Consider the following 20,771-nt stretch of genomic DNA (forward strand, 5'->3'; position numbering starts at 1 on the left):
TTCGCCGCCGCTGCCCTTGCCGGTCTCGAGATTGATCGCGACCCCGATATTGCTGCTGTAGTAGCTGGCGGTGTCGCTGCCATTGCCGCCGTCCAGGACATCCGCCCCCGCCCCGCCGCGGAGGACGTCGTTGCCGTCGCCGCCGCCGAGAACGTCGTTGCCGCCGAGGCCGGAGAGGGTGTCGTTGCCGCCGAGCCCCAGCAGCGTGTCGGCCTGCTGCGATCCGGTCATCGTGTCGGCGCCGGCGAACATGATCGCGGCCAGCCCCTGATAGTCGCCCGACTCCACCGCGTCGTAGACGGTCGAGGCCGCGATCGAGAAGCCGGACAGGGTGACCACCGGGCTGCCGCCCTGCAGCAGCACCAGCTTGGTCGCGGTTCCGGTCACGCCGCTCAAGTCGAAGCCGAACCCGGTGCCGGTGAGCTCGACCGACAGACCGCCGTCGAAGTTCACCTTGACGAAGGTCGGGGTGAAGGTCGCGATCTGCGGATTGTCGAAATCGAGCGCCTGCATCGCCGCAATCGAGAACCCTGCGCCATTGATGCCGTTCGTTGCGTTGACAACCAAATTCGCCATGAAAAACCCCTGTTCCTGAGAGTGTCGATGACAGCGCCCCGCCGATAACGATTCGGCCCACAAATCGGTAAAATGCCTTTGTCTAAAAATCGGTTGAGCGGCCTTGCCGACTTTACCCCTAACCGGATATGCGGCACATCCCTCAAATGGGAGGGCCCGGCCGGCCGGCTCTGCGGCAGACACCGCTTGACGGCCCTGGCTGCCGCGAGCCACTGTCCGGCCATGACCTCCGGCCGCACCCTTTTCGCCAAAGCCAAAAAAGCCCCGCTCGCGGGGACCGGAGATCACTGCCCGCGGTAACCCGCCGCGCGCTTTCAGATCCACCAGACCCCGCCGGTTCGGACGGGGTCTTGTCGTCTCTGCGCCATCCCCGTCTCCGGCCTCACCAGGAGACGAAGATGCCCCTTCCCGCCCCGACCGGCCTCTGGCTGCCGCTGATCACCCCGTTCCGCGACGGCGCGCTCGACGAGGCCTCGCTGCGCCGGCTGGTCCGGCATTACGCCGCCGGCCCGGTCGACGGCCTGATCCTCGCCGCCACCACCGGCGAGGGCATGACGCTCGACACCGACGAGACCGGGCGCCTGGCCGCGATCTCGGCCGAGGAATGCAGGCTGCCGCTGTATCTCGGTCTCTCCGGCAGCGACACAAGCAAGCTGGTCAAGGACCTCGCTTGCACCGCCGCCTGGCCGGTCGAGGGATACCTGATCGCCTGCCCCTATTACGTCCGCCCGTCGCAGGAGGGGCTCGAGCGTCACTTCTCCGCCCTGGCCGACGCGACGGACCGGCCGATCCTGATCTACAACATCCCCTACCGGACCGGCGTCAACCTGGGCAACGAGGCCATGCTGCGCCTGGCCGGGCGGCCCAACATCGTCGGGGTCAAGGATTGCTGCGCCGACGCCCGCCAGTCCTTCGAGCTGCTGCGCGACCGGCCGGCCGGCTTCTCGGTGCTCACCGGCGAGGATGCGCTGTTCTACACCGCCCTGACCCAGGGCGCCGACGGCGGCATCCTGGCCTCGGCCCATGTCGAGACCGCGGCCTTCGCCGCGATCCGCGCCCGGCTGCTGGCCGGCGACCAGCCCGGCGCCCTCGCCGCCTGGCGGGACCTGTCCGAGCTGCCGCGGCTCTTGTTCGCCGAGCCGAGCCCGGCGCCGATCAAGCACTGGCTGTGGCGCACCGGCCTGATCGACAGCCCGGAGCTGCGCCTGCCGATGACCGGGGTCAGCGACGCCCTCGCCGCCCGGCTCGACCGCGAGATCGAACGGCGCGCGGTCAGCCCGCTGAGGGCCGGCTGGTGAAGCGCCCGCCGATGCGGTAGCGCGAGCCGGGGAACAAGAGGCGGGCGACGCTGACCAGCCGGCCAGCCGCCCAGGTGCGGCGATGCACCAGCAGGCAGGGCTCGTGCCGGCCGATCTTGAGATGCTCGCGCTCCCACGGCTCGGCCAGCACCGCCTCGACCACATGCTCGCCGTCGGGCATCGGCGCCGCCTGCATCAGGTAGTCGTGCGGCGTGATCCGGGTGAAGTCCTGCGCCAGGTAATGCGGTGCCGAGTCGAGCCGCACCAGCCGGTCCTCCAGCAGGATCGGCACGCGGTCCTCATGGTGGATCAGCACCGAATGGGCGATGGCCGCGCCCTCCGGCACCTCCAGCCGCGCCGCCGTCTCCGTCGTCGCGGTTTCCGGCCGCAGCAGGACCACCGTGGCGCTGTGGGCATGGCCGCGGGCGCGCACATCGTCGGCGATGCTGCGGATCTCCATCAGCGGCGCCTCGGGCTTGGCCCCGGCGACGAAGGTGCCGACGCCCTGCACCCGCACCAGCACCCCGGCCTCGGTCAGCTCGCGCAGCGCCCGGTGGATCGTCATCCGGCTGATGCCGAGCGATTTCACCAGCTCGTTCTCCGACGGCAACCGCCCGTTCTCCGGCCACTCCCCGGTCTCGATCGAGCGCAGGATCATCGCCTTCACGCGGCGGTACAGCGGCTGCGGCTCGCCCAGCAGCAGCGTCAGGGGCTGGGGCTCCATCACGATTTCGCCGGCATCCTCTCTGGCCCTTGTCGGCCTGTCACAGGTTGTATATACAACCCTATACCAATTCGACGCCAGCGCCATTTAGAGGGAGGCCTTGCCGTGACGACCGCCACCAACCGCCGCGTCATCCGGGCGCCGCACGGGCCGGAGAAGAGCTGCCGGACCTGGCAGACCGAAGCCGCGATGCGGATGCTGATGAACAATCTCGACCCCGACGTGGCCGAGAACCCGGACGAGCTGGTGGTCTATGGCGGCATCGGCAAGGCGGCCCGCGACTGGCAGTCCTTCGACACCATCATCCGCAGCCTGAAGGACCTGGCGCCGGACGAGACGCTGCTGGTCCAGTCCGGCAAGCCGGTCGGCGTGTTCCGCACCCACACCGACGCGCCGCGGGTGCTGATCGCCAATTCCAACCTGGTGCCGCACTGGGCGACCTGGGAGCATTTCCGCGAGCTCGAGGCCAAGGGCCTGATGATGTACGGCCAGATGACGGCCGGCTCCTGGATCTATATCGGCAGCCAGGGCATCGTCCAGGGCACCTACGAGACCTTCGCCGAGGTCGGCCGCCAGCACTATGGCGGCGACCTGAAGGGCCGCTGGGTGCTGACCGGCGGGCTGGGCGGCATGGGCGGGGCGCAGCCGCTGGCCGCGACCATGGCCGGCGCCTCGATGATCGCGGTCGAGTGCCAGGCCAGCCGGATCGAGCGCCGCCTCGCCACCCGCTATGTCGACCGCAAGGCCGACACGCTGGACGAGGCGATGGCGATCGTGAACGAGGCGAAGGCTCGAGGCCACGCTGTCTCGGTCGGCCTGCTGGGCAACGCCGCCGAGATCTTCCCGGAGATCGTGCGCCGGGCGAAAGCCGACCCGGCCTGGCGCCCGGATGCGGTGACCGACCAGACCTCGGCGCATGACCCGCTGAACGGCTACCTGCCGGCGGGCTGGAGCTGGGCCGAGGCCGAATCCCGCCGCCTGACCGACCCCGAGGGCGTGGTGCGCGCGGCGAAGGAGAGCATGGCGGCGCATGTCCGGGCGATGCTGGACTTCCACGCCATGGGCATCCCGACCCTCGACTACGGCAACAACATCCGCCAGATGGCGCAGGATGTCGGCGTCGACAACGCCTTCGATTTCCCCGGCTTCGTCCCGGCCTATATCCGCCCGCTGTTCTGCCGCGGCATCGGCCCGTTCCGCTGGGCCGCCCTGTCCGGCGACCCGGAGGACATCTACAGGACCGACCAGCGGGTGAAGGAGCTGATCCCGGACGATCCGCATCTGCACAACTGGCTGGACATGGCGCGCGAGCGCATCGCCTTCCAGGGCCTGCCGGCGCGGATCTGCTGGGTCGGCCTCGGCCAGCGGCACCGCCTGGGCCTTGCCTTCAACGAGATGGTGGCGAAAGGCGAGTTGAAGGCGCCGATCGTGATCGGCCGTGACCACCTCGACTCCGGCTCGGTCGCCAGCCCGAACCGCGAGACCGAGGCGATGCAGGACGGCTCGGACGCCGTCTCCGACTGGCCGCTCTTGAACGCCCTGCTCAACACCGCCTCGGGCGCCACCTGGGTCAGCCTGCACCATGGCGGCGGCGTCGGCATGGGCTACAGCCAGCATGCCGGCATGGTGATCGTCGCCGACGGCACGGAAGAGGCGGCGCGGCGGCTGGAGCGGGTGTTGACCAACGACCCGGGAACCGGCGTCATGCGTCATGCCGATGCGGGCTACGACATCGCCCGCGACTGCGCCCGTGAACAGGGCATGAAGCTGCCGATGCTGGAGGACACGCATGGATGACGGGATCGTTCGCGCCGAGGAGATCGTCCGGGACCAGGCTGGGCTGCGCAGCCGCTACCCGGAGCCGAGCGGGCTGGTGCAGAACAAGATCCTGCACCGGATCGACCGGCACGCCCGCGCCTTCATCGGCCTGTCGCCCTTCCTGGTGATCGCCACGGCCGGGGCGGACGGCAGCGCCGATGCCTCGCCCCGCGGCGACGCGCCCGGCTTCGTCACGGTGGCCGACGAGACCACCCTGCTGATCCCCGACCGGCGCGGCAACAACCTGTGCGATAGCCTGTCGAACGTGGTCGAGAACCCGAAGGTCGGGCTGGTGTTCTTCGTCCCCGGCGTCAACGAGACGCTGCGGGTCAATGGCGGCGCCGCGATCACCACCGATCCGGCGGTGCTGCAGCCGATGGCGGTCGACGGCAAGGTCCCGACCTCGGCTCTCCGGGTCACGGTCGACCAGTTGTACTTCCACTGCGGCAAGGCGCTGATCCGGTCCCGCCTGTGGGACCCGGCGGTGCAGATCGAACGCGGCAGCTTCCCGACCCTGGGCAAGATCCTGGCCGACCAGATCAAGGGCCTCGACACCGCCGAGACCGACACCCGGCTCGAAAACTCCTACCGGAATCATCTCTACTGACATGATCACCTTCACCGCCGGCCGCCTGGCGCTGCCGCAGCTCCGCGCCATCGCCCGCACCGACGCCGCCGTGCGCCTCGACCCCGCCTGCCGGCCGGAGATCGAGGCAGGGGCCGCCGCCGTCGCCGCGATCGTCGGCGAGAACCGCACCGCCTACGGCATCAACACCGGCTTCGGCAAGCTGGCCCAGACCCGGATCCCAACGGACCGGCTGGAGCAGTTGCAGACCAATCTGGTGCTGTCGCACGCCACCGGCACCGGCCCATTGCTCGACGATTCCATCGTCCGGCTGATCCTGGCACTCAAGCTCAACGGCCTGGCCCGCGGCCGGTCCGGCGTGCGCTGGGTGGTGATCGAGGCGCTGCAGGCGCTGCTCGACGCCCGCGCCTACCCCTGCATCCCGGCCAAGGGCTCGGTCGGCGCGTCTGGCGACCTCGCCCCCCTCGCGCACATGTCGGCGGCGCTGCTCGGCGAAGGCGAGATCCGGCTCAAGGGCAAGCGCTGGCCGGCGGCCGACGCGCTGCGCCAGATCGGCCTCAAGCCGCTGACCCTGGCGCCGAAGGAAGGTCTGGCCCTGCTGAACGGCACCCAGGTCTCGACCGCCCTGGCCCTGTTCGGCCTGTTCGCAGCGGAGGAGGTGTTCGCCGCCGGCCTCGTCGCCGGCGCCATGTCGGTCGACGCCGCCCGCGCCTCCGACGCGCCCTTCGACGCCCGCATCCACGAATGGCGCGGCCAGCCGGGCCAGATCGAGGTGGCGGCGGTGCTGCGCGGCCTGCTCGAGCACAGCGCCATCCGCGCCTCGCATGTCGAGAACGACGACCGGGTGCAGGACCCCTACTCCCTGCGCTGCCAGCCGCAGGTCATGGGTGCCTGCCTCGACCAGATCCGCCACGCGGCACGGGTTCTCGAGATCGAGGCGAATGCCGTCTCCGACAACCCGCTGGTGTTCCCGGAGACCGGCGACGTCATCTCCGGCGGCAACTTCCATGCCGAGCCGGTGGCCTTCGCCGCCGACAACCTGGCCCTGGCGATCGCCGAGATCGGTGCGATGTCGGAGCGGCGGATCGCCCTGCTGACCGACTCCAACCTGTCCGGCCTGCCGCCCTTCCTGGTGTCCGACCCGGGCGTCAATTCCGGCTTCATGATCGCCCATGTCACCGCGGCCGCCCTGGCCAGCGAGAACAAGAGCCTGGCCCATCCGAGCTCGGTCGACAGCCTGCCGACCTCGGCCAACCAGGAGGACCATGTGTCGATGGCGACCCATGCCGCCCGGCGCCTGGGCGACATGGCCGAGAACACCGCGGTGATCGTCGGCGTCGAGCTGCTGGCCGCGGCGCAGGGCATCGACTTCCACCGCCCGCTGCGCAGCGCCGAGCGGATCGAGGCGGCGGTCGCCGTCCTCCGGGCCAAGGTGCGGAAATGGGATGAGGACCGCTTCTTCGCCCCCGACATCGAGGCGGCGAAGGGGCTGGTCCAGGCCGGCACCTTCCTGGCCTATACCGCCGGGCTGCTGCCGAGCACCGTGACGGAGGCCGCGTGATGGACGCTTTCCGCCTGCACCGCGGCACCGCGCCGCTGTTGCTGAGCATCCCGCATGTCGGCACCGGCGTGCCGGATGCGATCCGGGCCAGGCTCACGCCGGAAGGGCAGCTGCTGCGCGACACCGACTGGCACCTCGACCAGCTCTATGACTTCGCCGAAGGGCTGGGCGTCAGCATCATCCAGGCGGCGCAGTCGCGCTACGTCATCGACCTGAACCGTCCGGCGGACGACCAGAGCCTGTATCCCGGCCAAGCCACCACCGGCCTGTGCTCGACCATCGACTTCGACGGCCGGCCGCTGTACCGGCCGGGCGAGGAGCCGGACGCGGCCGATATCGCCGGTCGGGTGGAGACGGTGTGGAAGCCCTATCACGCCGCGCTGGCGGCGGAGCTGGAGCGGATCAAGGCACAGCATGGCTACGCTCTGCTCTATGACGCGCATTCGATCCGCTCGCGGGTGCCGCGGCTGTTCGACGGCCTGCTGCCCGACCTGAATCTCGGCAGCAACGGCGGCGCCACGGCTGCGCCGGCCCTGAAGGACCGGATCGCGGAGATCTGCCGCACGGCCGAGGGCTTCACCCATGTGATCGACGGCCGGTTCAGGGGCGGCCACATCACCCGCCATTTCGGCCAGCCGCAGCAGAACGTGCATGCCCTGCAGATGGAGCTGCCCCAGCGCCACTACATGGACGAGGAGCCGCCCTTCACCTATCTGCCGGACGTGGCCCAGCCGCTGAAGGCAGTGCTGCGCCGGGTGCTGGAGTCGATGCTGGCCTGGAAACCGTGAGCAGCGCCTTGTCGCCGGTCGAGCTCTGGCTCGACCGCTGGGAGCTGGAGCCCGACGGCGAGGCGATCGAGCGCAACGGCGCCCATGTCGCCTTCGCCCGCCGCGGCGACACCCGGGCGGTGCTGAAGGTGCTGAAGCCGAACAGCGACGAGATGCTCGGTCCCGCGATGCTGGCGCATTACCGGGGCCGCAGCGCCGTCCGCGTGCTGGGGCATGAGCAGAACGCCGTGCTGCTGGAGCGGGCGCTGCCGGGGACGGAGCTGACCGAAACCGTGCTGGCCGGCCGCGACGACGAGGCCGTCCGCATCCTGTGCGGCGTGATCGCGGACCTGCACCAGGACGACCCGCCGCCCGGCCCCTGGCCGACGGTGGAGGATTGGGGCCGCGCCTTCCCCCGCTACCGCGCCGGCGCGCCGCACCCCGAGATCCCGCCGGCCCTGCTGGACCGCGCCGAGACCGAGTTCACGGACCTCTGCGCCAGCCAGGGCCGGCGCTTCCTGCTGCATGGCGACCTGCATCACGAGAACGTGCTGGACGGCGGCGACCGGGGCTGGCTGGTGATCGACCCCAAGGGCGTGATCGGCGAGCTGGCCTATGAGACCGGCGCCGGCCTGCGCAACCCCGGCGGCGCCGAGGCCCTGTACAACGATCCCCACCACATCGCCCGGCGGGTGCGGATCCTCGCGGAGACGCTCGGCCTGCCCGAGGCGCGCATCCTGCGCTGGTCCTTCGCCCAGGCCGTCCTCTCCGCCCTCTGGCATGTCGAGGACGGCGACGACGACGAGGATGTCGCCGCGGCGATCGCGACCGCCGCAGCGATGCGCAGCCTGCTGCCGGGATAGCTCCGGTCAGGCTGGCCGCAGCAGCACCTTGCCGCAGGCGTGGCCGGCGGCAAGGTGGTCGAGCGCCGCCCCCAGCGCCGTGAGCGGCAGCTCCCGGTCAACCACCACGGTCAGCGATCCCGCGTCGCACAGCGCTGCGGCCAGGGCGAACCGCGTCGCGTCGGTCCGATGGAACACGAAGGCCGCGGCGACGCCATGCGCTTTTGCCAACCCCTCGTCCGGTGGCGACACGATACTGGCCAGCACCCCGCCCGGCCGCAGCACGGCGAAGGAGCGCTGCTGGATCTCGCCGCCGATGGTGTCGAGCACGACGTCGACGTTGCGGATTGCCGCAGTGAAATCCTCGCTCCGGTAGTCGATCACCTGGTCCGCCCCAAGCCGTCGCACCAGCTCCGTCTTGCTCGCCGACGCGGTGGCGACGACCCTGGCACCCGCCACCCGCGCCAGTTGCACGGCGGCGCTGCCGACTCCGCCCGCGCCGGCGTGCACCAGCACCGTCTGGCCGGCGGTCAGGCGTGCGGTTTCGAACAGCGCCTGCCAAGCCGTGCCGGCGGTTGTCGGAAGGCCCGCGGCCGCCGCCGCGGGCAGGGCGACCGGCGCGGCCGCAACCTGCGTCGCGGGCACGACGGCGAATTCGGCGAAGGCGCCGCCGCGCACCGGATCCGGCCGGGCGATCACCGCGTCTCCCGGCCGCCATCGCGCCGCGAGCGGTCCGGCCCGTTCGACCGTGCCCGCAAGGTCGGTGCCCAGGGCGTATGGGAAGGCCAACGAGAAATGGGCATCCAACCCACCGCCGATCAGCTTCAGGTCCAACGGATTGAGGCTGGCCGCCGTCACCCGGATCAGCACCTCGTCGGGCCCGACCTCCGGCACCGGCACATCGTCGATCACGACGCCGGAGAGGTCACCATAGGCATGGATGCGGGCCGCCTTCATCGCCCGGCCTCCGCCTCGGACGCCGCCGGCGGCCAAGCGCCGACCTGCTGCAGCATCCCGAACCAGTCCTCGAGATGCCAGGTATGGCTGATCCGGCCGTCCCGGAAGTGATGGAACTCGTGCAGCGCCACCGTCACCCGCCGGCCGGTCGGCGCGATGCCGAACCATTCGCCGCGATGGGTTCCCGTAATCTGCGCCCGCACCCCGGCCCGGCCGTCCTGGCCGAAAATGTCCTCGATAGACACGTCGAGATCCGGAAAGGCCTGCAGGAAGGCCCGGATCATCGGCTTGAGCCCATCTGGCCCCGGCTCCTGGCCGGGCGCCGGCGGGATGTCCTGCCAATCGGCCGTGACCGCGGCGTCCAGCAGGTCGGGGTCATGATCGGCGAAGGCGCGGTACAAGGTCTCGATCGCGCGCCGCTCCGCCGCGGTCAGCCCCGCCGCCGGGCCGGTCTGATGCTGGTTCATCTTGTCTCCACTCTCGCATTCGGTTGACCGGGAATGGCCCGGCCGACAAAAGCTGGAAGCGGGATCGGCATATTTGAAATCGATGTTTGATATGTATCATCATCCACGCCATGGATCTTCACGGCATTGACCTGAACCTGCTGGTCGCCTTCGACGCGTTGATGTCCGAGCGCAGCGTCACCCGCGCCGGCGCCCGGATCGGCAGGAGCCAGCCGGCGATGAGCGCCGCCCTCGCGCGGCTGCGCCCTCTGCTGCGGGACGAGTTGTTCGTGCGGGGTCCGGATGGGCTGCAGCCGACACCGCGGGCGCTGGACCTGGCCGAGCCCTTGTCCGCCGCCTTGGCGCAGATCCAGCAGACGCTGGCCTTCACCCAGGATTTCGACCCGGCCTCCTCGACGGCGACCGTCACTCTCGGTTTGTCGGAGCACCCCGCGTTCTGTCTGCTGCCGCGCCTGCTGCCGGCGATCCAGGAGGCAGCACCCGGCATTCTGCTGCGGGTGCGCGGTTTCACGGCGCGGGACGATGCCGTTGGCATGCTCGATTCCGGGGCGGCGGATATGACGATCGGCGTGCCGGTGCCCTCCACCGGCCGCATCCTGTCCCGCCCATTGTTCGAGGAACGCTTCGTCTGCGTGCTGCGCCGCGACCACCCTGCGGCGGGACGGCCGCTCGATCTCGACGGTTTCCTGGCGCTGTCGCACCTGTTGGTCTCGCCCGAGAACGAGCAGTTCGGCACGGTCGACGCCGCTCTGGCGAAACGCGGCCTCACGCGCCGGCTGGGCCTGACCCTGCCGCAGATGTATGCGGCGCCGGCGGTGGTGGCGCGATCGGATCTGATCGCGACGCTGATGCAGGGCGTGGTCGAAGCCTCGGGTCTGGCCGACGCGCTGCAGCTGATGCCGCCACCGCTCGATCTTCCCGCGATCCCGTTCGCTCTGTCCTGGCATCGCCGGAACGAGGCTCATCCGGCGCAGCGCTGGTTCCGGGACTTCGTGGCCGCGCAGGCCTGACGCCGGCGCCGCCGGGCATCGCCTCAGTCCGGCAAAATCGCCACCGCCCGGGTCCAGCCGGCGGAGGCGGCGCGAATCTTCACCGGGAAGCAGCTGACGGTGAAGCCGGTGGACGGCAGCGCCTCCAGATTGTGCAGCTTCTCCAGGTGGCAATAGCCGATGTCGCGGCCGGCCTTGTGGCCTTCCCAGATCAGCGACGCGTCGCCGGTCTCCTTGAACCGCCGCGCCGTGTGGCTGAACGGCGCGTCCCAGCTCCAGCCGTCGGTCCCGGCCAGGCGCACGCCCTGGCGCAGCAGGTGCAGCGTGGCGTCGCGGCCCATGCCGCAGCCGCTGTCGACATAGTCGGCCTGGCCGTAGCGGGCGCCGGCGCTGGTGTTGACCAGCACGATCTCCAGCGGCTTCAGCGTGTGGCCGATCCGCGCCAGCTCCGCGTCGATCTCGGCCGGGGTGACGATGTGGCCGTCGGGCAGGTGCCGGAAGTCCAACTTCACGCCCGGCTGGAAGCACCATTCCAGCGGCACCTCGTCGATGGTGATGGCGCGCTTCCCGCCATCCATCGTCGGGTGATAGTGCCAGGGCGCGTCGAGATGGGTGCCGTTGTGAGTGGAGATCGCCACCCTCTCCTCCGCCCAGCCCTTGCCCTCCGGCAGCTGGTCCGGCCGCAGGCCCGGGAACACGAAGGCGATCTCGCGCGCCGTCTCGTCATGGGCGCGGTAGGTGATCGAGACCTTCTGGAACGGCGGGTCGGCCGGGACGTCGTTCTCGAGCGGGATCGAGATGTCGATGAGCTTGGGCATGAAATCCGCCTCGATTCGGGTATGGCGCCGGGACTGTGCCGCGCCGGCGGTCCGATCGCCACCGCCACAAGGCCGCAGCCCGTTGCGAACCGCTCGCAACGAGCCTATCTGAGGATCACCCGATCGAAGAGGACATCATGCCGAGCTCCGAAGCCCGCATTCCCACCGAGCACGCCAGCAAGTACCTGCAGCAGCTGTGCAAACATTTCGGCCACAAGATCCCGGCGACCTTCGACGCCGAGAAAGGGCACCTGACCTTCGAGATGGGCACCACCGCCCTGGCGGCCGAGCCGGCGCTGCTGGTGCTGCGCAACGAGGCGCCGGATGCCGCCGGGCTGACCCGGCTGGAAGGCGTCATCGCCTCGCATCTCGTCCGCTTCGCCTTCCGCGAGGAGCTCAAGATCGACTGGACGCCAGCCTAACTCGGTCAGCGCCCCCGGCAATCCTCGGCATCGCTGCCGGCGATGCAGAGGCCGGAGCCATTGCCGGGCTCGTCGCATTCGCCGTCGCCGGTGAAGGGGCAGACCTCGACGCCGCCCTTGCCCGCCGCGGGGGCATCGGAGCCGGCGGCCGAGCAGTCGGTGGCGTCGGTCCCGGCGGTGCAGAGGCCGGTGCCCCGGCCCGGATCGTCGCATTCGCCGTCATGGGCGAACTGGCAGCTGTCGTCGCCTCCGGAGGCCGGCGCCGCGGAGGACGGCGCGGCCGGCGCCGCGGGAGTGGCCTTGCAGTCGGTGGTGTCCGTCCCGGCGGCGCAGGCGCCGGAGCCGGTTCCCGGCTCGTCGCATTCGCCGTCGCGGGCGAAGGGGCAGCTGTCCGGCCCTGTCGGGGCCGGGGGCCCCGCGGGCGTGGCTGGGGCCGGCGAGCCGCTGCCCTTGGCCTTGCAGTCGCTGGTGTCGGTGCCGGCCGCGCAGGCCCCCGAGCCGGAGATCGGCTCGTCGCATTCATTGTCCCGCGCGAAGGGGCAGCTGTCGTCGCCCGGCCCCTGCGGCGGCGCGGTCTGGACCGGCACGCCCGGAGCCTGCGGCGCCGCAGCCGCGGCGCAATCCGCGGTGTCGCTGCCGGCGGCGCACAGGCCCGAGCCCTTGCCCGGCTCGTCGCAGCGCTGGTCGAAGGCGAAGCGGCAGGAATTCGCCGGGTCGGCCGCGGCGTCCGGCCGGCAGTCGGCGCTGTCGGTGCCGGCGGCGCAGGTGCCGTTGGCCTCGTCGCATTCGCCGTCATGGGCGAAGATGCAGGAGTTGTTGGTGCCGCCCGCCGGCGCGTCCTGCGCCGTGGCCGGGAACGGAAACGCCAGCGCCGCCGCCGCCAGCACCCAGGCCCATCCCGACGCCATGCGAAGTCCCCTCCCGTGCATGCGCACAAGCTCTTAGATACATGCAGGAGCATGGCATGACAAAGGCGCCCCGATCCCGATCGGCCCCGTTGCCTGGACGGAACGATCGGCGTATCAGTCACGCCCTTCGCAGGAGATCGGTTGATGAGTACACCCGTCCATGTCATCGGCGCCGGCCTCGCCGGCAGCGAAGCGGCCTGGCAGCTGGTTTCGGCCGGGGTGCCGGTGGTGCTGCACGAGATGCGGCCGGTGCGCGGCACCGAGGCGCACCACACCGACGGCTTCGCCGAGCTGGTCTGCTCCAACTCCTTCCGCTCCGACGACGCCATGCACAACGCGGTCGGCCTGCTGCATGAGGAGATGCGGCGCTGCGGGTCGCTGATCCTGCGCCATGCCGATGCCCACAAGGTGCCGGCCGGTGGCGCGCTGGCGGTCGACCGCGACGGCTTCTCCGCCGGCGTCACCGCCGAGCTGGCCAACCATCCGCTGGTGACGGTGGAGCGCGGCGAGGTCGCCGGCCTGCCGCCCGAGGCGTGGGACAGCGTCATCGTCGCCACCGGCCCCCTCACCTCCCCTTCCCTGGCCGAGGCGGTGCGCGGCCTGACCGGCGAGGCCGAGCTGGCCTTCTTCGACGCCATCGCGCCGATCGTCCATCGCGAGTCGATCGACTTCGGCACCGCCTGGTTCCAGTCGCGCTACGACAAGCCCGGCCCGGGCGGCACCGGCAAGGACTACATCAACTGCCCGATGTCGAAGGAGGAGTACGAGACCTTCATCGCCGAGCTGCTGGCCGCGCCGAAGACCGAGTTCAAGGACTGGGAGAAGGACACGCCCTATTTCGACGGCTGTCTGCCGATCGAGGTGATGGCCGACCGCGGCCCGGACACGCTGCGCTGGGGCCCGATGAAGCCGGTCGGCCTGACCAATCCGCACAGCGACCGCCGGCCCTGGGCCGTCGTCCAGCTGCGCCAGGACAATGCGCTGGGCACGCTGTTCAACATGGTCGGCTTCCAGACCAAGATGAAATACGCCGAGCAGGTCCGGGTGTTCCGCATGATCCCGGGCCTGCAGGACGCCGAGTTCGCGCGGCTGGGCGGGCTGCACCGCAACACCTTCATCAACAGCCCGCGGGTGCTGGACCCGGCGCTGCGGCTGAAGGCGATGCCGCGGCTGCGCTTCGCCGGCCAGGTCACCGGCGTCGAGGGCTATGTCGAGAGCGCCGCGATCGGCCTGCTGGCCGGGCGGATGGCGGCGGCGGAGCGGCTGGGCCAGGCCATCGTGCCGCCGCCCGTGACCACCGCGCTAGGCGCCCTCTTGAGCCACATCACCGGCGGTGGCGAGGCCGAGACCTTCCAGCCGATGAACGTCAATTTCGGCCTGTTCCCGCCGCCCGAGGTGCCGGAGCGTCAGCCGGGCCAGAAGAAGGTCAAGGGCCGCGACCGCAAGAGCCTGTACAGCGAGCGGGCCCTGGCCGATCTCGACCTCTGGCTCGGCCGGCGCGCGGCGGCCTGAGCCGTCCTCAGGATTGAGCGGTCTCCGGCTCGCCCTGGACGATCAGCTCCAGCACCTCTTTCTCGTTCGTCGACTTGATCAGCCGCTCGCCGACATTGCGGCCGCGCTTGAGCACCATGATGCGGTCGCCGATCTCGAAGATGTCGGTCAGGCGGTGGCTGATGATGATCTGCGCCACGCCGTGCCGCCGCAGTTCGTCCATGGTCTCGAGCAGGCGTTCGGTGGCCGGCACCGACAGGTTCGCGGTCGGCTCGTCGAGGATCAGCACCTTCGGGTCGAAGCTGATCGCGCGGGCGATCGCGACCGATTGCTGGCGGCCGCCCGACAGGCTCTCGACCCGCTGGCGGACATGGTTGATGTCGACCTTCAGGCGCCGCATCACGTCGCCGGCCTCGGCCTCCATCCGCCGGCGGTCGACGAACCAGCCTTTGGTCGGCCAGCGGCCGAGGAAGACGTTGGCGGCGACGTCCATGTTCCCGCACAGCGCGAAGTCCTGGTAGATCATCTCGATGCCGCGGTCGCGCGAATCATGCGGGCCGCGGAAATGAACCTCCTCGCCGGCCACCAGGATGTCGCCGGAATCGCGCTGATAGGCGCCGGTCAGGATCTTCATCAGCGTCGACTTGCCGGCCGAGTTGTCGCCGACCAGGCCCAGGATCTCCCCGGGCATCAGGCGCAGATGAACGTCCGTCAGCGCGCGGATGGCGCCGAAGCTCTTGTCGATCCGCCGCATCTCGACGATCGGGGTGCCCGCCTCGGTCATGCCGTTCGCTCCCTTCGCGGACGCAGCCGCCTGAACAGCCGCTGCAGCAGGCCTTCCTGGCGCAGCCAGATGTCGCCGAGAACGGCGATGATCAGGATCAGCCCGATGAAGACGTTGATCCAGTGCTGCGGCATCACCATCGACTCCCCGCCGGGCAGGAAGATCTGCAGGGACAGGAGCGCCCGGATCAGGGTGATGACGGCCGCCCCCGCCAGCGCGCCCAGGATGGTGCCGAAGCCGCCGAAGATGCTGCCGCCGCCGATGATCACCGCGGCGATGACATCGAGCTCGCGCAGCTGCCCGGCCGACGGGTTGAAGCTGCGGTAATAGGCGATATAGACGATGCCGGCCAGCGACGCGCACATCGCGCTGAACACCAGGCTGCCGAAGCGCACCCGGTCGGTGTCGATGCCGGCATAGTCGGCGGCGCGGCGGTTGCCGCCGGTGGCCAGCACCTTGTAGCCGATCACGGTCTTCGACAGCACGATGCCGGCGATGACGGCGAGGATGATCAGCAGGATCGACTGGGTGCTGACGGCGCTGGCCACGGCCCACCACAGGCTGCCTGGCGCCGGCTCGAGCCCGGCATAGCGCAGAATCTCGATCAGCTTGCGGCCGATCAGGTTGTAGCTCTCCGGGAACTGGCTGAGCTGGCGGCCGGCGACGAACCAGGCGGCCAGGCCGCGGGCGATGTAGAACATGCCGAGCGTGGCGACGAAGGCTGGCAGCCGCGCCTTGGTGGTCAGCAGGCCGTTGATCACGCCCGCGAGCGTCCCGACGCAGAAGGCGGTCAGGGCCGCCAGCGCCGGGTCCACCCCCAGGAACTTCATCAGGAAGGCCGCGGTCGCGCCCGACAGCGCCAGCACCGCGCCGACCGACAGGTCGATGTCGCCATTGGCGATGACATAGGTCATGCCGATCGCCATGATCCCGATCTCGGTGAAGGCGAGCAGCAGGTTGAAGCTGTTGTCGAGGCTGCCCCAGAAATCCGGCCGCAGATACATGCCGAGCGCCCAGAGCAGGACCATGAAGATCACCGCCGCCGCCTCGCGCTGGGTCAGGAACCACATCAGCCCGCGGGCGTGGATCTCCTGCGCCGCCATGGCCGAGCCATGCGTCTGCACGGTCTCGACCGCGACCATCTCGACCTCCGGCACCGGCAGGGGCCGGTGGCGCAGCCGGGCCCACAGCCGCGGCACCAGCTTGCGGCGGAAGATCCACGGCTCGATCAGCACGGCGGCGAGCAGGATCAGGCCGAGGAAGACCGGCACCGCGCCCGGCGGCAGCGCGGCCATCGCCTGGACCACCATCTCGCTCTTGCCGACCTTGACGATGCGCTCGATCGGGATGCCCTCGCGCAGCACCTTGTCGATCAGCACGATCAGCAGGGCGCCCATGCAGGAGCCGAGAATCCGGCCGCGGCCGCCGAGGATGCTGGCCCCGCCGACGACCACGGCCGAGATCACGATCAACTCGTGGCCGACGCCGTAGCCGCTGTTGACGCCCTTGTCCTGGAACACTGTCATCAGCCCGGCCAGCGTCGCGCACAGGCTCGACAGCACGAAGCCGCGGATCCGCACCCGCCGGCTGCTGATGCCGGCGTAGTCCGCGGCCATCGCGTTGCCGCCCACCGCATAGGTCTCGTAGCCCCAGCGGGTGAAGGCCAGCAGCACGCCGCCGAGCACGGCCACGACCAGGAAGATCAGGATCTGGTTGTTGAAGCCGAAGCCGTTGGTCTCGCCCAGGGCGAAGATCCCGAAATCGCGCGCCTTGACCTCATAGGCGATGTTCTTGCCGCCGGTCAGCCCGAGCACGAAGCCGCGGCCGATGAACAGCATGGTGAGCGTGGCGATGAAGGCCGGCACCCGCAGCACCGTGACCAGCGCGCCGTTCAACAGCCCGATCAGCAGCCCGAGGACGACGCTGGCGCCGATCGCGACGCCGATTCCGAGATCGTAATGGGTCGGCGCGAACAGGATCGAGAACAGCACGGCGACGATCGCCGTGGTCGAACCGACGGAGAGGTCGAGGTCCTTGTTGACGATGACGAAGGTCATGCCGACGGCCATCACGCCGAAGCGGGACGCGTCGCGGAGCACACTGTGCAGCGCCGTCAGGTCGCCGAAGAAGCGCGGATTGACCTGGGTGCCGGCGAAATACAGCGCCGCCATGACCAGGAGGAGCCCGACCTCCCAGCCATAGGCGAAACCACCGAAGCGTGTCGGCCGTGCCTGCTCGGGCGCGGTCGTGGTTGCCATGATCCCTCGTCGGCTGGGTTCTTCCTCACCTTCCTCGGCAAAAGACCGTCATTGCGAGGAGGCGAAGCCAACGAAGCAATCCAGGGGCCGGTGCGTGCGGCCCTGGATTGCTTCGCCACGCTCGCAATGGCGATCCCTTCCTGGACTCGCCGGCATCAATTCTCGAAGCGCTTGCCGACATTGCCGACGTTGCTGCTGGTCACCAGCTGGGCCTTGGTGTCGAGATCGGCGGCGGCGACGCCGCGGTCGATCTGCAGGTACAGCTGCATCACCGGCCAGAATCCCTGCAGGAACGGCTGCTGGCCGAGCGCACCGTCGAGATTGCCGTTCTTGATCTGCTCGAGTTGCTTGGGCCCGAGGTCGAAGCCGTAGCTGCAGATCTTGTCGCCGATCTTGAGCTGGCCCACGGCGTCGCCGATCGCCGGGGTGACGAAGGCATTGTTGCCCATGATGCCGACGACGTCGCCGCGGCTTTCGATCAGGCTGACAACCGAGCCGGTCACGTTGTTCTGGTCGACATCGATGCCGATATTGGTCGGCCCCGCATCGACCTGGAAGTCCTTCAGGCGCCCGGCGGCCTCCAGCGTCTTCACCGTCGCCTCGAAGGCGGCGGTGACGCGGTTGTTGACCTCGACATTGCCGAGCGTCGTGGTGCTCGGGAACAGGATGCTGCCGCTCTTGGCGCCGGAGTCGAGGACGCATTTCGCCATCGCCTCGCCGCCGATGCCGGCCGCCGACGAATCCTGGCCGGTGTGGCTGATGCTGCTGCGATTGTAGATCGTGGCGTCGAAGCTGTTGGTGGTGGCGACCGGGATGCCCTTGGATTCGAGCTTTTTCACCAGGTCGTCATAGGCACCGGCCTGCGGCGTCGTCATGATGACGCCGTCGATGGTCGGGTCCTGCACGATCTGGTTGAGGATCTCGAGCTCGCGCGGGATGTCGTCCACCGGCGCCTCGGAGCCGAGCATGAGCAGCTTGGCGCCGATCATGTCGGCCGCGACCTTGGCGCCGACATAGGTCGGGTCGAAGAAGCCGTTGCCGGCGGTGTGGGTGACGATGGCGAAGGTCAGCTTGCCATCCTTGTTGTTGAAGTTTTTGGTGTCCGGGCCTTCCTTCGCCGCCTGGTCGAAGGTGTAGCCGCCCACGGCCTTGTCCAGCATGCCGGTCTGGGCCGCCACAGTCCCGCCGAGGGCACCCAAAAGCGCCAGAGCGCTCGCTCCTGCCAGAAGCGTACGCATCATTATAGTCCTCCCTATTTTGTTCCGGCTGTCCAGTCTCTGGCGCCGGTAATATTTTCACTCTCAGGTATACTATTTGTGGTGCAAATTGACCAGCCCGGAGGCAACACCGGACATCGCCGACCGAACCCGATGAGCCTGTCGCCTGGGCACCCGCCGCCGGCGGAGCGCAGCGGGTCCCGGCAGAAAGTGGACAGGCGGCGCTAAGTCCTCAGCCCCGCGCAGCGATCCGGACGTCGCCGAACATCACGTTGCGGGTCAGCGGCCGGGCCAGGAACTCGTGCGGGAAGCCGAGGTCGATGGTGCTCGCCGCGTCCAGCCGCGCCTGCTGGTCGTCGGAGAGCACGACGTCGAGGGCGCCGAGATTGTCCTCGAGCTGCGCCGCCGTCCGCGCACCGATGATCGGCGCAGTCACGGCCGGGTTCAGCAGCGTCCAGGCCAGGGCCACCTGGGCCGGAGACTTGCCGATCTCGGCGGCCACCGCCTTGACCTCCTCGGCGATGGCGAGGGTGCGCTCAGTCAGCGCGCCATTGGCGGCGGCGACGTTCTTGCGCGTGCCCACGGCCTCTGCCGTGCCGCCGATGTCGAGATCGGCCCGGCCGTACTTGCCCGTCAGCACGCCGCTGGCCAGCGGCGACCAGGGGATGACGCCGAGGCCGAGCTCCCGCGCCATCGGGATCAGGTCGCGCTCCACCGTCCGCTCGATCAGGCTGTATTCGATCTGCAGCGCGATCAGCGGCGACCAGCCCCGCAGATCGGCGATGGTCTGCATCCGCGCCACCTGCCAGGCCGGGGCGTCGGAGATCGCGACATACAGCACCTTGCCGGCGCGGACCAAATCGTCCATGGCGCGCAGGATCTCCTCGACCGGGGTCGTGAAGTCCCAGGCGTGCAGGTACAGCAGGTCGATATAGTCGGTCTGCATCCGCTGCAGGCTGCTCTCGACCGACCGGACCAGGCTCTTGCGGTGGTTGCCGCCCGCATTCGGATCACCGGCCCGCAGCGGCAGCGTGTATTTGGTGGCGATCACCAGCCGGTCGCGCCGATCGGCCGCGAAGGTGCCGACCAGCCGTTCGGAGCTGCCCTCGGTGTACTGGTTGGCGGTGTCGATGAAGTTGCCGCCGCGGTCGACATAGGTGTCGAAGATCCGGCGCGCCTCCGGCTCGTCGGCGCCCCAGCCCCAGTCGGTGCCGAAGGTCATGGCGCCGAGCGCCAGCGGCGAGACCCTGAGGCCGGACCGGCCGAGCAGCCGGTAATGAGACAGCGTGTCGCTCATGGTCATCTCCAAAGGTGGTGCCCGGAAGATGGCGCGCTGACATTCGTCCATGAAGACGGCATTATCCGCATGGGCTGTTAAGGGAATAATGCACAATGCGCGGCAGCGACTATGCCGAGCTGCGGGCCTTCGCCGCGATCGTCGAGCATGGCAGCTTCGCCCGCGCCGCCGCGCAGCTCGGCCTGTCGCGATCGGCGCTGAGCCAGACCATCCGCGGGCTGGAGGAGCGGCTGGGCCTGCGGCTGCTCAACCGCACCACCCGCAGTGTCGCCCCGACCGAAGCGGGGACACGGCTGCTGGCCGGCCTGCTCCCCGCCCTCGCCGATCTCGACGCCGCGGTCGCCAATCTCCAGACCCTGCGCGACACGCCGGCGGGCCTGCTGCGGATCAATGCCTCGCGCATCGCCGCGATCCATCGCCTGGCACCGCTGATCGGCCCGTTCCAGGCGGCCTATCCGGACATCGCCCTCGACATCGTGGCCGAGGACCGGCTGGTCGACATCGTCGCCGAGCGCTTCGACGCCGGCCTCCGGCTCGGCGAGATGGTCGAGCGCGACATGGTCGCGGTGAAGCTGGGCGGTGAGCTCGAGCTGATGGTCGTGGCCGCCCCCTCCTATCTCGACCGCCACGGCGCGCCCGAGACGCCGCGCGACCTGCGGCACCATCGCTGCATCAATTTCCGCTGGCCGACCGACGGCAGCCTCTACCGCTGGGAGTTCGAGCGCGGCACGGAGAAGCTGGAGGTGGCGGTTGAAGGCCCGCTCACCGTGACCGAGCCGGAGGTCGCGATCCGGGCGGTGCTGGACGGCGTCGGCATCGGCTATCTGTTCGACCTGCAGATCCGGCCTCTGGTCGACTCCGGCCGGATGGTGCGGCTGCTGGAGGAATGGACCCCGCCCTTCCCCGGCTTCACCCTCTACTATCCCAGCCGCCGGCAGATGCCGCCGCCGCTGCGCGCCTTCCTCGATTTCGTGCAGCGGCGGCAGGCCGT

20 protein-coding genes are annotated in these 20,771 nt (G+C 69.9%); 10 read left to right on the forward strand and 10 right to left on the reverse strand.

Annotation, left to right across the window (positions count from 1 at the left end):
* On the reverse strand, nt 1-576 hold a 576-nt coding region (locus AAHM41_RS29010; RefSeq protein ID WP_446719493.1), incomplete at its 3' end, for a calcium-binding protein.
* Between the two features lie 398 nt (nt 577-974).
* Between AAHM41_RS29010 and AAHM41_RS29015 the strand changes: the two genes are divergently transcribed.
* Nucleotides 975-1,874: a 4-hydroxy-tetrahydrodipicolinate synthase family protein gene (locus tag AAHM41_RS29015; protein ID WP_342240099.1), complete on the forward strand. Its 900-nt coding sequence runs from the start codon at nt 975-977 to the stop codon at nt 1,872-1,874.
* On the opposite strand, the gene hutC is transcribed toward AAHM41_RS29015, so the two are convergent.
* Nucleotides 1,849-2,598 carry a histidine utilization repressor gene (gene hutC / locus AAHM41_RS29020; protein ID WP_342240100.1) on the reverse strand — a complete coding sequence of 250 codons (750 nt, stop codon included), beginning with the start codon at nt 2,596-2,598 and terminating at the stop codon, nt 1,849-1,851. The two genes, AAHM41_RS29015 and hutC, sit on opposite strands and share 26 nt — an antisense overlap.
* 105 nt (nt 2,599-2,703) lie before the next feature.
* Between hutC and hutU the strand changes: the two genes are divergently transcribed.
* From hutU to AAHM41_RS29045, 5 genes are read left to right on the forward strand one after another with little or no spacing between them, the layout of a single operon-like run.
* Complete coding sequence (gene hutU / locus AAHM41_RS29025) at nt 2,704-4,395, forward strand: urocanate hydratase (protein ID WP_342240101.1); 1,692 nt, start codon at nt 2,704-2,706, stop codon at nt 4,393-4,395.
* Nucleotides 4,388-5,023 (forward strand): pyridoxamine 5'-phosphate oxidase family protein, encoded by a 636-nt coding sequence (locus tag AAHM41_RS29030; protein ID WP_342240102.1) that lies wholly within the window; start codon nt 4,388-4,390, stop codon nt 5,021-5,023. The genes hutU and AAHM41_RS29030 overlap by 8 nt, the downstream gene beginning before the upstream one ends.
* Before the next feature lies 1 nt (nt 5,024).
* On the forward strand, nt 5,025-6,563 hold the full coding sequence (hutH, locus tag AAHM41_RS29035; RefSeq protein WP_342240103.1) for a histidine ammonia-lyase: 1,539 nt from the start codon (nt 5,025-5,027) through the stop codon (nt 6,561-6,563).
* A complete protein-coding gene (gene hutG, locus AAHM41_RS29040) occupies nt 6,563-7,351 on the forward strand; it encodes an N-formylglutamate deformylase (protein WP_342240104.1) in 789 nt (262 codons plus the stop codon). Before hutH ends, hutG begins: the two co-directional genes overlap by 1 nt.
* Nucleotides 7,348-8,193: an aminoglycoside phosphotransferase family protein gene (locus AAHM41_RS29045; RefSeq protein WP_342240105.1), complete on the forward strand. Its 846-nt coding sequence runs from the start codon at nt 7,348-7,350 to the stop codon at nt 8,191-8,193. The genes hutG and AAHM41_RS29045 overlap by 4 nt, the downstream gene beginning before the upstream one ends.
* A gap of 6 nt (nt 8,194-8,199) precedes the next feature.
* Here the strand turns inward: AAHM41_RS29045 and AAHM41_RS29050 are convergent, their stop codons facing one another.
* Together AAHM41_RS29050 and AAHM41_RS29055 are read right to left on the reverse strand one after the other, a co-directional pair.
* The gene (locus AAHM41_RS29050) at nt 8,200-9,129 is read right to left on the reverse strand and encodes an NADP-dependent oxidoreductase (RefSeq protein ID WP_342240106.1); all 930 of its coding nucleotides are present in this window, start codon (nt 9,127-9,129) and stop codon (nt 8,200-8,202) included.
* Entirely contained in the window at nt 9,126-9,596 is a 471-nt protein-coding gene (locus AAHM41_RS29055) for an ester cyclase (protein ID WP_342240107.1), read from the reverse strand. The genes AAHM41_RS29050 and AAHM41_RS29055 overlap by 4 nt, the downstream gene beginning before the upstream one ends.
* A gap of 110 nt (nt 9,597-9,706) precedes the next feature.
* Between AAHM41_RS29055 and AAHM41_RS29060 the strand changes: the two genes are divergently transcribed.
* Nucleotides 9,707-10,606, forward strand: coding sequence for a LysR family transcriptional regulator (locus tag AAHM41_RS29060; protein WP_342240108.1), 900 nt, complete (start codon nt 9,707-9,709; stop codon nt 10,604-10,606).
* Nucleotides 10,607-10,629: 23 nt separating this feature from the next.
* Here the strand turns inward: AAHM41_RS29060 and AAHM41_RS29065 are convergent, their stop codons facing one another.
* Nucleotides 10,630-11,403, reverse strand: a complete 774-nt coding sequence (locus tag AAHM41_RS29065) for a cyclase family protein (protein ID WP_342240109.1) — start codon at nt 11,401-11,403, stop codon at nt 10,630-10,632.
* 137 nt (nt 11,404-11,540) lie between these two features.
* Between AAHM41_RS29065 and AAHM41_RS29070 the strand changes: the two genes are divergently transcribed.
* Nucleotides 11,541-11,825, forward strand: a complete 285-nt coding sequence (locus tag AAHM41_RS29070) for a DUF2218 domain-containing protein (protein ID WP_342240110.1) — start codon at nt 11,541-11,543, stop codon at nt 11,823-11,825.
* Between the two features lie 5 nt (nt 11,826-11,830).
* On the opposite strand, the gene AAHM41_RS29075 is transcribed toward AAHM41_RS29070, so the two are convergent.
* Nucleotides 11,831-12,733 carry a hypothetical protein gene (locus AAHM41_RS29075; protein ID WP_342240111.1) on the reverse strand — a complete coding sequence of 301 codons (903 nt, stop codon included), beginning with the start codon at nt 12,731-12,733 and terminating at the stop codon, nt 11,831-11,833.
* A 144-nt stretch (nt 12,734-12,877) separates the two neighbouring features.
* Here AAHM41_RS29075 and trmFO point away from each other — a divergent pair, with 144 nt between their 5' ends.
* Nucleotides 12,878-14,245: a methylenetetrahydrofolate--tRNA-(uracil(54)-C(5))-methyltransferase (FADH(2)-oxidizing) TrmFO gene (trmFO, locus tag AAHM41_RS29080; RefSeq protein WP_342240112.1), complete on the forward strand. Its 1,368-nt coding sequence runs from the start codon at nt 12,878-12,880 to the stop codon at nt 14,243-14,245.
* A gap of 7 nt (nt 14,246-14,252) precedes the next feature.
* Here the strand turns inward: trmFO and AAHM41_RS29085 are convergent, their stop codons facing one another.
* The 4 genes from AAHM41_RS29085 to AAHM41_RS29100 form a co-directional block, all read right to left on the reverse strand.
* On the reverse strand, nt 14,253-15,008 hold the full coding sequence (locus tag AAHM41_RS29085; protein ID WP_342240113.1) for an ATP-binding cassette domain-containing protein: 756 nt from the start codon (nt 15,006-15,008) through the stop codon (nt 14,253-14,255).
* Complete coding sequence (locus AAHM41_RS29090) at nt 15,005-17,266, reverse strand: ABC transporter permease (protein ID WP_342240114.1); 2,262 nt, start codon at nt 17,264-17,266, stop codon at nt 15,005-15,007. The genes AAHM41_RS29085 and AAHM41_RS29090 overlap by 4 nt, the downstream gene beginning before the upstream one ends.
* A 155-nt stretch (nt 17,267-17,421) precedes the next feature.
* Nucleotides 17,422-18,507: a substrate-binding domain-containing protein gene (locus AAHM41_RS29095; RefSeq protein ID WP_342240115.1), complete on the reverse strand. Its 1,086-nt coding sequence runs from the start codon at nt 18,505-18,507 to the stop codon at nt 17,422-17,424.
* A 208-nt stretch (nt 18,508-18,715) separates the two neighbouring features.
* Nucleotides 18,716-19,780: an aldo/keto reductase gene (locus tag AAHM41_RS29100; protein ID WP_342240116.1), complete on the reverse strand. Its 1,065-nt coding sequence runs from the start codon at nt 19,778-19,780 to the stop codon at nt 18,716-18,718.
* 95 nt (nt 19,781-19,875) lie between these two features.
* Here AAHM41_RS29100 and AAHM41_RS29105 point away from each other — a divergent pair.
* The coding region (locus tag AAHM41_RS29105) for a LysR family transcriptional regulator (RefSeq protein ID WP_342240117.1) at nt 19,876-20,771 on the forward strand (896 nt) is incomplete at its 3' end.

The sequence above is a fragment of the Inquilinus sp. OTU3971 genome, from assembly GCF_038440215.1.

Excerpts from the sequence above, each read along its gene's own strand:
- AAHM41_RS29090 (WP_342240114.1), bottom strand. The coding sequence starts at position 17,266 with ATGGCAACCACGACCGCGCCCGAGCAGGCACGGCCGACACGCTTCGGT.
- AAHM41_RS29055 (WP_342240107.1), bottom strand. The coding sequence starts at position 9,596 with ATGAACCAGCATCAGACCGGCCCGGCGGCGGGGCTGACCGCGGCGGAG.
- AAHM41_RS29095 (WP_342240115.1), bottom strand. The coding sequence starts at position 18,507 with ATGATGCGTACGCTTCTGGCAGGAGCGAGCGCTCTGGCGCTTTTGGGT.
- AAHM41_RS29065 (WP_342240109.1), bottom strand. The coding sequence starts at position 11,403 with ATGCCCAAGCTCATCGACATCTCGATCCCGCTCGAGAACGACGTCCCG.
- AAHM41_RS29060 (WP_342240108.1), top strand. The coding sequence starts at position 9,707 with ATGGATCTTCACGGCATTGACCTGAACCTGCTGGTCGCCTTCGACGCG.
- AAHM41_RS29075 (WP_342240111.1), bottom strand. The coding sequence starts at position 12,733 with ATGGCGTCGGGATGGGCCTGGGTGCTGGCGGCGGCGGCGCTGGCGTTT.
- AAHM41_RS29100 (WP_342240116.1), bottom strand. The coding sequence starts at position 19,780 with ATGAGCGACACGCTGTCTCATTACCGGCTGCTCGGCCGGTCCGGCCTC.
- hutC (WP_342240100.1), bottom strand. The coding sequence starts at position 2,598 with ATGGAGCCCCAGCCCCTGACGCTGCTGCTGGGCGAGCCGCAGCCGCTG.
- AAHM41_RS29030 (WP_342240102.1), top strand. The coding sequence starts at position 4,388 with ATGGATGACGGGATCGTTCGCGCCGAGGAGATCGTCCGGGACCAGGCT.
- AAHM41_RS29070 (WP_342240110.1), top strand. The coding sequence starts at position 11,541 with ATGCCGAGCTCCGAAGCCCGCATTCCCACCGAGCACGCCAGCAAGTAC.
- hutH (WP_342240103.1), top strand. The coding sequence starts at position 5,025 with ATGATCACCTTCACCGCCGGCCGCCTGGCGCTGCCGCAGCTCCGCGCC.
- AAHM41_RS29050 (WP_342240106.1), bottom strand. The coding sequence starts at position 9,129 with ATGAAGGCGGCCCGCATCCATGCCTATGGTGACCTCTCCGGCGTCGTG.
- hutG (WP_342240104.1), top strand. The coding sequence starts at position 6,563 with ATGGACGCTTTCCGCCTGCACCGCGGCACCGCGCCGCTGTTGCTGAGC.
- AAHM41_RS29015 (WP_342240099.1), top strand. The coding sequence starts at position 975 with ATGCCCCTTCCCGCCCCGACCGGCCTCTGGCTGCCGCTGATCACCCCG.
- trmFO (WP_342240112.1), top strand. The coding sequence starts at position 12,878 with ATGAGTACACCCGTCCATGTCATCGGCGCCGGCCTCGCCGGCAGCGAA.
- AAHM41_RS29085 (WP_342240113.1), bottom strand. The coding sequence starts at position 15,008 with ATGACCGAGGCGGGCACCCCGATCGTCGAGATGCGGCGGATCGACAAG.